A 13,061-nucleotide genomic window follows, 5' to 3' on the forward strand; every position below is an offset into this window, starting at 1 on the left:
AACGTGTTAAATTTACGCTTAAAATTTTTACAAAATGAGTCACCCCATTCAGCAAAAGATAACAGATTTAAGAGATACATTGCACAGACATAATTATGAATATTATGTGTTAGACAATGCGACTATTTCAGATTTTGAATTTGATCAATTGTTGAAAGAATTACAAGCTTTAGAAAATGCTCATCCTGAGTTTTTTGATGCCAATTCTCCCACACAAAAAGTTGGAGGAACCATCACTAAAAATTTTGAGACCGTTACTCATAAAAACAGAATGTATTCTTTAGATAATTCTTACAGTCAAGAAGATTTGTTAGATTGGGAAAAGCGTATTTCTAAAATTATAGAAGGGGAAATTACTTATACCTGTGAGTTAAAGTTTGATGGAGCTTCTATCAATTTAACTTATGAAAATGGAGAATTGGTCAAAGCAGTCACTCGTGGAGATGGTGTGCAAGGTGATGATGTAACGGCCAATGTAAAAACCATTAAATCTTTGCCTTTAAAATTACAAGGAGATTTTGTTGATAATTTTGAAATTAGAGGAGAAATTATTTTGCCTTTAGAGGGTTTCAATCAAATGAACTTAGCGAGGGAAGAAGCGGGAGAAGAGATTTATAAAAACCCAAGAAACACCGCTAGTGGTAGCTTAAAATTACAAGACAGTGCAGAGGTTGCCAAACGTCCGTTAGATTGTTTGTTGTATCAGGTATTGACGTATAACAACGAATTTGAAAGTCATGCCGAGGCATTAGAAAAAGCAAGACAAGTTGGATTTAAAGTGCCAGAAACTATTAAAGTTGCCAAGTCGATAGAGGAAGTAGTTACGTTTGTGAATTATTGGGACAAAGCTCGTTTTGACTTACCATATGAAACGGATGGAATTGTCATCAAAGTCAATAATTTCCGTCAGCAAGAAGAATTAGGGTACACAGCAAAATCCCCTCGTTGGGCCATTGCTTATAAATTTAAGGCAGCACAAGTTTCTACTAAGTTGAATGAAATCACTTATCAAGTAGGGAGAACAGGAGCCATTACGCCTGTAGCCAATTTAACACCTGTGCAGTTGGCAGGAACTACGGTAAAAAGAGCTTCTTTACACAATGCAGATCAAATTGCATTACACGATATTAGAGTAGGTGATGAGGTATATGTAGAAAAAGGAGGAGAAATTATTCCTAAAATTGTGGGCGTAGATTTAACCAAAAGACCAGAGGATTCTTTGCCTACTATTTATGCAACTCATTGTCCTGAATGTAGCACTCCACTAGTTAGAAAAGAAGGAGATGCCAAGCATTATTGTCCAAATGAATATGGATGTGCTCCACAAGTAGCGGGAAGAATTATCCATTTCATCAGTAGAAAAGCCATGAATATTGATGGTTTGGGAGCAGAAACTGTGGATTTACTTTGTAAAGAAAAGTTGATTGAAAATTATGCTGATTTATATGATTTAAAAGCGGAGCAAATTATTCCTCTTGAGCGCATGGCCGAAAAATCTGCCAACAACATGGTTGCGGGAATTGAAGCTTCTAAACAAATGCCTTTTGAAAAAGTATTGTTTGCCTTGGGAATTCGTTATGTGGGAGAAACAGTGGCTAAAAAATTAGCCAAAGCTTTTAAAAACATAGATGATTTATTTGAAGCAGATTTAGAAACACTGATTGCTGTAGATGAAATAGGGGAGAGAATTGCTGAAAGTATTATTGCTTTTAGAAAAGAACCTTTAAACCAAGTGTTGATTGCTCGTTTAAAAGATTACGGATTACAATTTTCTTTGTCTGAAGAAGATTTGCAAAATCAGACAGATACTTTGGCTGGCAAAACATTTGTAGTATCAGGAGTGTTTCACAAAGTATCTAGAAACGAATTAAAAAAATTGATAGAAGACAATAGTGGAAAAGTAAGTAGTTCTATTTCTAAGAAAACAGATTATATTGTTGCAGGAGACAATATGGGGCCTGCCAAACTACAAAAAGCCACAGATTTAGGGATTGCTATTATATCAGAAGATGATTTTTTAGCGATGATTTAAATTTTTGATAGTAATATTGTGCTTCTCGACTGCACTTCGTCTCCGCTCTGCAACCACGCTCGAAGACCTTATGACTATACACGTAATTATATAAACTTACACGGTGTTCGAGTGCTGTCAGAAACAAAATTATACACCTCATTTTTGCTATTATTAAATCTGAAAATTTATTCCAAAATCGTTTGGTTACGTCATAGAAATCTGCAACCACGCTCGAAGACCTAAAACCCTATACAAAGATTATGGAAAAACAGAGGTAAACTATCTTTTCAGTATGGTTTTGTAGGAGTATCCTTCGGGGTTTCTCCCAAAAACTTCTATTTTTAAAAAATACAGGCGAAGCGTTCCCGAAGGATTCCCGAACAAAACCCGAACAAAACCCCTTGAAAAATGCATTTTTGTATCACCATGTGTCAGCGTGTTTCATTTTGTGTCTATAAAGGTCAAAAAAAGTCAGCTTGTGTTATCATTGTTGGTTAATTATGGTAAGTATTTTAGCTCCTATAAAACAAGATATTTAAGTTGTGAATTCATTTTAAATTTATTTTCAGGTAAGAAATTAAAACAGGTACTTATAGCAGGTAGTGGCTTTAATGTAAAACGATATTCAGAAACAATAAAAAAATGACTCAAACTGAATTCATCATTTTAAATTTTAATGAAATAAGAAGGAAGAGTATTAAGATTTGGAAACCTGACGAAAATGCAATGACTGTATTAGAAATGATTAGGCATGTATTATACAGGCTGATTATGGATGTAGTGTGGTTTTAAATCAGGTAGATATGACAAATTACAAAAACCCTTGGGAGGACAGACAATTTTTAAGTGTGAATGATGAAATAGAATTTGCTGAACTTTAGTTTTAGTTCAACAGAAATTAGTGAAAGGCATGGTTCAAGAGTTCATTCCAGAATACGATTACTCTTCCATTTGGTTGATTTTTACAAAAACGGTAAAAGATAAAAGGTTGTAATAACCTGTATATATTAGTTTTAATTATTACTTTTAGTTTTGATATTATTTGTTGTATGCAATTTTAAACGAAAAAAATAAATGAAATTTTCACAAAGAATAGGGAAATCACCTATGAAAACAGAATTAGAAAAAGAAGGCTTAAGTAATGATTTGAGAAATTCTTTGTGGACTATAGTTAGAGAATTACTTATAGATAATTTAAGTAATGAATTGGATTATGATGTATACGGAAAAGCTAAAAAAAATACTGATTTAACAATTTTTTTTAAAGATTTATGGATACATTTTTTTAAATATCCTATTGACAATTTACCTTTTTATAGTTCAAAAGTTCATAAAACTAATGCCACGAATGTTGTTCGAGAATGGTTTTTTAAAGCAGATTGGTTTTTAATTTTTGATTTTATAGAATTTTGTTCTACCTATAAAAATAATTTTCAAGAAATCACAAATAAGTTTCTGAAACGTGAATTATCCGCTTATAGATTTGTTAATGGAAATTTGGTTGAAATAAATTCAAAAGAAGAAATTATTGAAATTGAAAACGCTATAAATAATTTAGATGAATTTAGACCTGTAAAAGAACATCTAAAACGTTCTATTGAACTTTATTCTGATAGAAAAAACCCAGATTATCGTAATTCTATAAAAGAATCTATTTCAGCTGTTGAAGCTTTATCTAAAATCTTAGTTAATGACCCTAAGACAACATTAGGTCAGGCATTAAAAGTTATTGAAAAAAAACATCAAATTCCTAATAGTTTAAAATCTGCTTTTAGTGCTCTCTATGGATATACATCAGGTGAAGGAGGAATAAGACATTCTCTACTTGAAAAAGATATAAATATTGAAATTGAAGAAGCACGTTTTATGTTAGTTACTTGCTCAGCATTTGTGAATTATTTAATTAATAAAAGCTAAAAAAACTGCATACAACACCGGCTAAACTTCATGCGGGTTTTATGCTAACTTCAAAGTTTTGTGTATATTTACTAGGTCGCCAAATCTTGTTGATTTGGCTTTGTGAAACCAAAGAAACAAACCCAAACAAAAAGCTTCGGCTTAGTCCGTGTTCGAAAATCTGGCCGATTTTCAATCCCGCACAAAGCCTAGCCAAAACCGTTAAAAATTTCTAAGTACAAACCAACCTTAATGCAACAGAAATTTGGGAAAGGTATGGTTCTAGAGTCTACTCCAGAATGTGATCACTCTTCCATTTGGTTGATTTTAATAAAACAGTAAAAGCTAAAAGGTAGTAATAACCTGTATATATTAGTTTTGATATCACTTGTTGGGCATAATTTGACGCAACCAAATGGAAAAAATCGCATCTAATCTTTAAACAATCGATATGAAAAAATTATTAATCTTTAGTTTAATTGGATTTACTCTTTTAGGTTGTGGCTCTGATAATGATGAAGTTCTGAATGATTCTGATTATGCCGAATATATAATTCAGAACTCTATTGATTCAGAAATTAATTTTATGGTGGAAGAAACATATACAACTAACGAAATTCAAGAACCAGTTTTAGGACTAAAATTAATTACCTCTGAAATATTCCCTTGTATTAACTACAGATTGTCTACTACTCAATTTATAAATGGTAATGAACTAATTATAAGATTTGAGCAGATAATTGAACCCGAAATATGTTTTACTGCAATGGGATCTGCAACATCCTATATAGAATTACCTGAAAACACAAATAAAATAACCTTTTTAAATGGAACTGTAATTGATAAGTACTCTATAGACATTAATGAACAAAAAATATCGTTAACGGATATCGAAAATAATTTCACAACTTCTTCTTACGACAAAACTTTTAGAATTCCTAAAAATTCATTCGCATATGTTTGCGGAACTAATACAAATAACACAAACATTTACACAGATTTTTCATCGATTATAGAGCAAAATCCTAATTTCATAGAATTTGAATTTGAAGGAGAAGGGAGAATACCTTACCCAGAAACAACTGATGGAAATTGGGTAAACCACCCTTCTAAATACTATAAATATTCGAATTCCGAAGAATTTAACAATTTGGCTAATTTACTGAATGATTATTCTTCCGAAAATATCGAAGAGAATTCTGGAGTTACCATTTCAATATATAGTTGGAATAATATCAAATTTTACAGTTGGATTGAAAATTAAAAACTATGCCCAACATTGGCTATAAGTAATTGCTCGTTCTCGCCTACTTCTGAAAATCCTCGCGGATTTTCAGTTTGGTGTGTACTTGCAAAGTTAAGTGCTAACCCACGCAACTACTCATAGCCGAGCCGTTCAAAAACTCTAAATACAAACCAACCTTAATGCAACAGAAATTAGTGAAAGGCATGGTTTCTAGAGTCTGCTCCAGAATGCGATTACTCCTCCATTTGGTTGATTTTGACAAACACTGTAAAAGATAAAAGGTTGTAATAACCTGTATATGTTAGTTTTAATTATTACTTTTAGTTTTGATATCACTTGTTAGCGGTAATGGAAGGAAACGTCGGTAAACAAAGCGCTATCAGTTTTGCTGGAATCAAAAACAATATTAGAAAATAGATAAATTCAGGATTAATATGACACTTCAAAAATTTCTAATCCAAATACCGGATAGTGTATTGGAGGAACTTTCTTCCAAATTATCCAATACACGATGGCCTAAACAACTAAAAGACTCAGACAGGGAAAGAGGAATGGAAAAGGACTATTTACAGTCTCTTGTTGATTATTGGCAGAATGGTTATGACTGGCGTGCTCAGGAAAAAGAGTTGAACAGTCATTCTCAATTTAAATGCAAAATTGACGGAATTAATATTCACTTTATCTGGGAAAAAGGAAAAGGGGAAAATCCGACACCAATCATTTTAACACATGGTTGGCCTGATAGTTTTCTTCGTTATAAAAAAATCATAAACAAGCTTACAGACCCTGCCCGTTTTGGAGGCAACCCAAACGATTCTTTCGATGTAATTATTCCATCTTTACCTGGATTTGGTTTCTCAGATAAGCCGGAACATAGTGGATATAATAATGCTTATGTAGCTGAATTATGGGTGAAACTGATGACTGAAAAATTAGGTTATACCAAATTTGCAGCAGCAGGTGGCGATATAGGTTCAGGTGTTACCCGTTATATGGCTCTAAATCATCCAAACTTATTAATTGGTATCCACCTGACAGACGTTGGTATTATTCGAGACCTTTTAATGGCACCTGATGAAAGCAAACTATCCACGGCAGAAATGGCCTACAAAAAGACTGCTCAACAATGGATGGCTCAGGAAGCTGGCTATATATCTATTCAATCAACAAAACCACAAACATTATCCTACGGACTTTCGGACTCTCCGGTTGGTACAGCGTCATGGATTCTTGAAAAATTTCGTTCTTGGAGTGATTGCAAAGGTCAGCTTGAAAATTCGTATAGTAAAGATGAACTATTGACCAATGTAATGATTTACTGGTTAACGAATACTCTAAGTTCTTCGGTAAATATATACTACGAAAATACACATTCTCTGCCTCCAATGGGTAAAATAGAGGTACCAACTGGTATTGCTTTATTTGCTCAAGATATTTTATTGCCACCTAAGGAATGGACAATAAAAAATTTGAATGTAATACATTGGGCAGAGATGCCTCGCGGAGGACATTTTACAGCAATGGAAGAGCCAGACTTGTTTGTTGAAGATATTTGTAAATTTTATCGACATTTGAAAGTTTAATTAAGCACTACCGCTAACATTTTGTATAAGTAATGGCAGGCAAAGTTCTAAAAATCAAGGTTTGTAGCTCGCTCAAACTGCAAAGCGGTTTGACAGGAAACTACCACGAAATCTGCCACTACTCATACAATTTACCGTTCTCTATGAATTAAAAAAATGAATAAATTGAAAGCTATATACCTGTTTTTAATATTATCTTTTTTAATATTAAATAGTTGTACTAAAGAAAATAACTTTTCGGAGACAAACCACCCATTGGGTATAAGTCCCTGGGAGTTGATTACAGAAATTGAAGGAGTTACCATTGATAAGCCTTTTCGGCTTCATATTGATGAAGACAACGTACTATGGGTTGGCACTTTTGGTAATGGGTTGATGAAAATTGAAGGTGAAGATATAACACAATTGACAACCGAAAACTCTACAATGCCTGATGACGTAATCTATGCTATAGATTCTGATAATAACGGATTCGTGTGGGGAGGAACAGCAAAGGGCTTATTCAAATATAAAACAGATTTAACTGTATATAATTCAACAAACTCAGATATGATATTAAACAATGCACTTTGCATTGCTGTAGATGAAAGTAATAATATATGGTTTGGAAACGGCAATTCTGAGGAGGGCGGTCTGATGAGATTTAATCAAACAGCAAATAATAGGCAACTATATACTCCTGATAATAGTGATATTCCTAACGGAATTATAAACGATGTTCACATTTCTGAAGACGGAACAGTTTGGGCTGGACTAGGAATGGTAAATGGTTTAGGTGGAATCTGGAGAAAAAGTACTGATGGGCAGGAAAAGGTTTATAATACAGATAACTCTAATTTGAATTATAATTGGATAACAATAATAAAAAATGATGCATCAGGGAATATATGGTCGGGAACTAATGCCCCTGTTTATCTAGATGAAGATCTTCACGGAGGAATACAAAATTTAATCAACGATGATTTCATAGACCACAATCCTGCAAACTCTGGCGAAACATCAAACAGAGTTACCGCGATGGAGTTTGATTGTAATGGTAATCTTTGGGTTGCTACATCTGTGGAACCAACATTTAATTTGAGATATCAATTATCCGTTTATAATGGAGAAAAATGGTTTGTATTATCTAATAAAAACTTCCCCAATTTATACATTAGTGATATAGAAATAGATGGGGAAACAGTATGGCTTGCCGCACCTGATTATGGTCTTATAAAAATAAGTTTTAAATGTGATTGAAAAACCTATAGAGAACAAAGTATATAAAAAAATGTTAGTTTTATGCTAAACCAAAGTTAGTTGCTCGTTTGCTAGCTTCTGATTTTCCTTCTGAAAATCCTCGCACTCAAACACGCCACTTTTCATATACCAAACGTTCAAGAATTCTAAGTACAAACTAACTTTAATGTAACAGAAATTGGTGAAAGGCATGGTTCAAGAGTTCATTCCAGAATGTGATTACTCCTCCATTTGGTTGATTTTAATAAAACAGTAAAAGCTAAAAGGTTGTAATAACCTGTATATATTAGTTTTAATTATTACTTTTAGTTTTGATACCATTTGGTTGTATGCAAGTGTGAAAAAACGGCTCAACATATTGATGCAATACCAGAAAATTGAAATAATCAAAAAAAAACGGACTGATTGGATTAGTACTCCGTTTATAGGGCAATGCATTTTGGTGTGAATTTATTTTGTTTTTTCTCCCCGCGTAAAACATTAAAAACCCCACCTACAAAACAGCACATTTGCAAACCGCTGCAGGCTCCCTTTCAAAACAAAGTTTGCAAAAGAGTTGTTTTTCCCATCGCATCAATGCAAAACTTAAAGATATTCCCAGTTTTATACCATGCGTGCTTTTTAAAATATTGAATCAGAGAAATGTATATGACCATCCGAAATAGATATATGTCCATCATTTGTTCTAATTGTAGTTTTGTATTTGTAAATTTTAAAAATTAAAACAATGGCAAAAACAATTTTTATTACAGGAGCGTCTAAAGGATTTGGACGCGTATGGGCTGAAGCAGCTTTGAAACGTGGTGATAAAGTTACAGGTACAGCAAGAAACCTTGATGACATCAAAGATTTGACTGAGCAATACAAAGATAGCTTCTTAGGCTTGAAACTGGATGTGAATAACCGCCAGCAGTGTTTTGATACAGTAAATCAGGCGAATGAACAATTTGGTAGCATTGACGTATTAATTTCTAATGCTGGTTACGGACACTTTGGTTTTCTTGAAGAAACCAGTGAAGCAGAGGCCAGAAATCAAATAGAGACCAATGTGTTTGGTTCTCTTTGGGTAATTCAGGCAGTACTGCCTATTATGCGTAAACAGCAATCAGGTCATATTCTTCAAGTATCCAGCATTGGTGGCGTGGCAGCATTCCCAATTATTAGTGTTTATCATGCATCCAAATGGGCGGTGGAAGGCCTTTGTGAATCCTTGAGTCAGGAGGTGAAAGGTTTTGGAATTAACATAACTTTGATAGAGCCTGGTAGTTTTTCAACCGATTGGGGGACAACATCTGCATCGATGAGTACACCTATGGAAGAATACGAGGAATTGCGTAAAACTTTTTACGAGGGATTTGCTGGTTATGAATCAGGTGATCCATTAGCTACTGGCCCTGCTGTTCTCAAAGTGATTGATGCTGAAAATCCACCTTTGCGTGTATTATTAGGTAAAGGAACTGTTGAAATGATAGATTCTATTTATCAGCAAAGGTTAAGTACCTGGAAAGAGTGGCGTACTGTATCAGAAGAAGCTCAAGGTAAATAACAAATTGAAAAGGGAGTGTTTAGGTTAAAAATGTACAATTATGACAGTAATAAAAAAAATAAAAACGATTAGTGAATTACATGCGATGTTGGGTTATGAAAAACCTAAGCACCCCCTTATTACACTTGTTGACCTTACTAAGATAAATACAGAGACTCAGGCAAAAGAGGTTTTTTTCGCCATGAACTTTTATGCCATTGTATGTAAAAGTTTTGAAGGAACCTTAAAATATGGTCGTAGTATTTATGATTTTCAAGAAGGATCTTTAATTTTTCATGCTCCGGGTCAGGTGTTATCTTCAAATCCTGATTTAAAAATTAATGATGGATGGGCTTTATATTTTCATCCCGACTTGTTATATGGAACTGATTTAGCTAAAAAAATTCAAGATTATTCCTTTTTTCATTATGAGACCAATGAGGCCTTGCATATTTCTGAGGAGGAAAATGAAATACTTAAAACTAGTGTTCATAATATCAGTAGAGAGTATCATCAGAATACCGACCATCATACGCAGGAATTGATTGTTGATTCTATTCAATTGATGCTCAATTACAGCAAACGCTTTTATCAACGGCAATTTATTACCCGAAAGAAAGTAAATTCTGGCATCATTGAACGTTTTGAAGGCTTGCTGAGAGAATATATTAGCGAAAACAACCTCGTTGAAAGCGGTTTACCAACTGTAAGCTATTTTGCGGATAAACTGAATCTTTCGTCAACTTATCTCACAGATGTATTAAAAAATCAAACCGGGAAAAACTCTCAGGAACATATTCATTTAGCCCTTGTGAATAAAGCCAAAACAATGCTTTTGGGCACAACCAAAACTGTTAGTGAAATCGCTTATGATTTAGGATTTGAATATCCTTCGCATTTTTCAAAATTATTTAAAAGTAAAACGGGGAAGTCTCCGAGTGAATATAAACTGCTGAATTAGAAAAACGACATTCCTGTTGTTATTATTTCTTGAAAGTTAACTTTACAATCAGAAGTTTAATAATTCATTTTTACTTTGTGTGACAGTTAAGGCAACCCTAATTTTTTAAACACATTGGTAAGTCAACCAAGTCATGCTCAGTCCAAAACTTGCCAAAGAGCTTAAAAAGTCAGCTTTAAACACTTCATTTAAAGGAAGTTTTGTGTTTCATTATCCACAAATAGCAAAATAAATTTGTGCTTCGAATCAACATCATTTCAAGTTGATTAAGATAAAATATTAGATTTGTAAAAACTTGAAACAGATTGACTTTGAGCAATGAACACCAGCATACAACACGATGTATAAGTCATAGCGGGGGGATAGGAGGTTTTCAAAACTTTATTACATTTATTCAACTAACTGCAACTCGTGAAAGGTATGGTTCTAGAGTCCGCTCCAGAATGCGATCACTTTTCCATTTGGTTGATTTTGATAAAACGGTAAAGATAAAAGGTTGTGATAGCCTGTATATATTAGTTTTAATTATTACTTTTAGTTTTGATATCACTTGTTAGCTTTAATTTAAACCAAAACATGATTGATGTAATAACATTTGAATTTGAAGCAGGCCATAGATTTCATGGGCATCCTCATTTCACCTATATAGTTGACGATAATCTTTACATGTGGAGATATGACATACAGCGTAAAGCAATGTTAAATCAATGCTCTGGAATTGACAACTCTGGAAAAACTCTTGAAGAGGGATTAACAGAATTATTAGGCAGAAGAAGTGATAATAATTTTGGAATAATAAATAAACAAGCCATTTCTCATAAACCAGGATGTTTTTATCCAAGAATATGGAGAATAGGAAGTTTGGAAGATAATTTTAAGTCTATTGGAGAACCTACCTTCAACAATAGTGTTTTAAGACAAGCAGTTACTACAGCATCAATTTTAGTAAAAAAACTACTCGTAATCTTTGAAACAATTGAACCGAACTTAGTCAACCTAGATTCTTACGGTCATGAAATAAGGAATCTATTATTGCTAACTTGTATGGAAGTAGAAACTAATCTAGCAGGTATATTAAGAGCTAATGACTACGCTAGTCCTAGAGGAGACAGAATGAATACACAAGATTATGTGAAACTCCATGAGCCTTTACAATTATCACATTACACAGTTAAATTTGAATTTTACCCTGACATAAATGAATATCGCCCATTTGAAAATTGGGATTCAAGTTCGCCAACTCAAAGTATCCCTTGGTATGATGCTTATAACAAGACAAAACATAACAGAGAGGATGAATTAAGCTCAGCTAGCTTACTCCGTGCAATTGAATCAGTATCTGCATTGTTAATTTTACTGCATGCCCAGTTTGGACCTTATCATGAGTTTTGGAATGAAAGCCCATTATCAAATATTTTAATAACAAAACCAGAGTTAATTGATATAAACAAAATGTATATACCGCATAACGCAGACAAGACTAAAATAACAGAATGGCAAGAAATGAAAATGACTTTTTAAAAACTAAAGCTAACACGATATATAGCAAATAGGGCGTTTGGTGGTTTGCGAAAGTCCACTGCTATTTACAAACACCGCCAAATCGTAGATTTGGCTTTTAAGAATGATTAAATTAAAAACAAAATACAACGCTTTGGCTCAGTACAAAATTGAAAGTTTATTGCTTTCTACTGCCCTACTTGCCATATACTAAACGTTATAAAATACTGTTACGAATTGATTTCAAATTGTATTTTTATATGAGGAATCAAAAGTAGGTTACAGAACATTAATAAAGTAGAAACGAGAGAAATATTAGAAAACCTGATTCTATATTTATTTTAGAATTAAAACTGTGAGATAGTATCCATGAGAACCTTAAACAAGTTCAGGTTCACGAAAAAAACTTTTTAGTTATTTTAAAAATCGTTGTATGTCTTTATTAGCACCATATACTACCAAAACATCTTCTTTATAAAGAATATCGTTAGGGTCTGCCAAGCCTCTAACCGTAGTTACATTTCTACTTTTACCAATAGCGGTATCAACTTCTCTATGGGAAATTGTGGTTAATACTAACAGGTTATAGTTTTCTTTAATGTTGATGTCTAGAATACTTTTTCCGCTGTATTTTTCAGGCATATTTACCTGTACAATACTGTAATCACTACTCAACTCAAAAGAATTTACCATTCCTTTTAAGCACAATTTTTTAGCCCAACGTTCTGCAGATTCTTCTTCGGGTAATACAATTTCATCTACCCCAATAGCTTGTAAAACTCTTTTGTGAATTTTATTGGTTGCTTTACTAATCAACCTTTTAACTTTTAAGCTTTTAAATAAAGCAGTGGTCATTACATTTGCTCCTTGGTTTTCACCAATTGCTACCACTACCACATCAGTATCTTTTAAAGGCAATCCAGAAACGGTAAACTCATCAGTAGCATCCATACAAATGGTGTGGGTAATTCTTTCTTTAAAAGCATCTACTTTAGACATGTCGGTATCTATTCCAATCACTTCATTTCCTTGTTCGGTTAGCTTTTCTGCTAAAGAAGAACCAAAGTTTCCAAGACCAATAATAATATACTTCATTT

The 13,061-nt window shown here is 33.2% G+C and carries 9 protein-coding genes; 8 read left to right on the top strand and 1 reads right to left on the bottom strand.

All coding sequences use genetic code 11. The features are described 5' to 3' along the window. The first annotated feature begins 34 nt into the window (after positions 1-34). The 8 genes from ligA (at position 35) to QVZ41_RS07290 (ending at position 11,985) form a co-directional block, all read left to right on the top strand. On the top strand, positions 35-2,032 hold the full coding sequence (gene ligA, locus QVZ41_RS07255) for an NAD-dependent DNA ligase LigA (protein ID WP_302883897.1): 1,998 nt from the start codon (positions 35-37) through the stop codon (positions 2,030-2,032). A 1,056-nt stretch (positions 2,033-3,088) separates the two neighbouring features. Continuing rightward, entirely contained in the window at positions 3,089-3,931 is an 843-nt protein-coding gene (locus tag QVZ41_RS07260) for an AbiJ-NTD4 domain-containing protein (RefSeq protein WP_302883898.1), read from the top strand. Between the two features lie 430 nt (positions 3,932-4,361). Beyond that, on the top strand, positions 4,362-5,174 hold the full coding sequence (locus tag QVZ41_RS07265) for a hypothetical protein (RefSeq protein ID WP_302883899.1): 813 nt from the start codon (positions 4,362-4,364) through the stop codon (positions 5,172-5,174). A 416-nt stretch (positions 5,175-5,590) separates the two neighbouring features. Then, positions 5,591-6,739 carry an epoxide hydrolase family protein gene (locus tag QVZ41_RS07270; RefSeq protein WP_302883900.1) on the top strand — a complete coding sequence of 383 codons (1,149 nt, stop codon included), beginning with the start codon at positions 5,591-5,593 and terminating at the stop codon, positions 6,737-6,739. Positions 6,740-6,895: 156 nt separating this feature from the next. Further along, positions 6,896-7,978: a ligand-binding sensor domain-containing protein gene (locus tag QVZ41_RS07275; RefSeq protein ID WP_302883901.1), complete on the top strand. Its 1,083-nt coding sequence runs from the start codon at positions 6,896-6,898 to the stop codon at positions 7,976-7,978. A gap of 727 nt (positions 7,979-8,705) precedes the next feature. Continuing rightward, positions 8,706-9,524 (top strand): oxidoreductase, encoded by an 819-nt coding sequence (locus QVZ41_RS07280; RefSeq protein ID WP_302883902.1) that lies wholly within the window; start codon positions 8,706-8,708, stop codon positions 9,522-9,524. 40 nt (positions 9,525-9,564) lie between these two features. After that, positions 9,565-10,464 carry a helix-turn-helix domain-containing protein gene (locus tag QVZ41_RS07285; protein ID WP_302883904.1) on the top strand — a complete coding sequence of 300 codons (900 nt, stop codon included), beginning with the start codon at positions 9,565-9,567 and terminating at the stop codon, positions 10,462-10,464. Between the two features lie 576 nt (positions 10,465-11,040). Beyond that, positions 11,041-11,985: a hypothetical protein gene (locus QVZ41_RS07290; RefSeq protein ID WP_302883906.1), complete on the top strand. Its 945-nt coding sequence runs from the start codon at positions 11,041-11,043 to the stop codon at positions 11,983-11,985. A 393-nt stretch (positions 11,986-12,378) separates the two neighbouring features. Here QVZ41_RS07290 and QVZ41_RS07295 read toward each other — a convergent pair whose 3' ends face one another. Beyond that, on the bottom strand, positions 12,379-13,059 hold the full coding sequence (locus QVZ41_RS07295) for a potassium channel family protein (protein WP_302883907.1): 681 nt from the start codon (positions 13,057-13,059) through the stop codon (positions 12,379-12,381). Between the last annotated feature and the right edge of the window lie 2 nt (positions 13,060-13,061).

It is taken from the genome of Wenyingzhuangia gilva (assembly GCF_030519655.1).
GTDB lineage: Bacteria > Bacteroidota > Bacteroidia > Flavobacteriales > Flavobacteriaceae > Wenyingzhuangia > Wenyingzhuangia gilva.

Bases quoted from the DNA above. Each gene is read 5' to 3' on its own strand.
- ligA (WP_302883897.1), top strand. From the start codon at position 35: ATGAGTCACCCCATTCAGCAAAAGATAACAGATTTAAGAGATACATTG.
- QVZ41_RS07260 (WP_302883898.1), top strand. From the start codon at position 3,089: ATGAAATTTTCACAAAGAATAGGGAAATCACCTATGAAAACAGAATTA.
- QVZ41_RS07265 (WP_302883899.1), top strand. From the start codon at position 4,362: ATGAAAAAATTATTAATCTTTAGTTTAATTGGATTTACTCTTTTAGGT.
- QVZ41_RS07270 (WP_302883900.1), top strand. From the start codon at position 5,591: ATGACACTTCAAAAATTTCTAATCCAAATACCGGATAGTGTATTGGAG.
- QVZ41_RS07275 (WP_302883901.1), top strand. From the start codon at position 6,896: ATGAATAAATTGAAAGCTATATACCTGTTTTTAATATTATCTTTTTTA.
- QVZ41_RS07280 (WP_302883902.1), top strand. From the start codon at position 8,706: ATGGCAAAAACAATTTTTATTACAGGAGCGTCTAAAGGATTTGGACGC.
- QVZ41_RS07285 (WP_302883904.1), top strand. From the start codon at position 9,565: ATGACAGTAATAAAAAAAATAAAAACGATTAGTGAATTACATGCGATG.
- QVZ41_RS07290 (WP_302883906.1), top strand. From the start codon at position 11,041: ATGATTGATGTAATAACATTTGAATTTGAAGCAGGCCATAGATTTCAT.
- QVZ41_RS07295 (WP_302883907.1), bottom strand. From the start codon at position 13,059: ATGAAGTATATTATTATTGGTCTTGGAAACTTTGGTTCTTCTTTAGCA.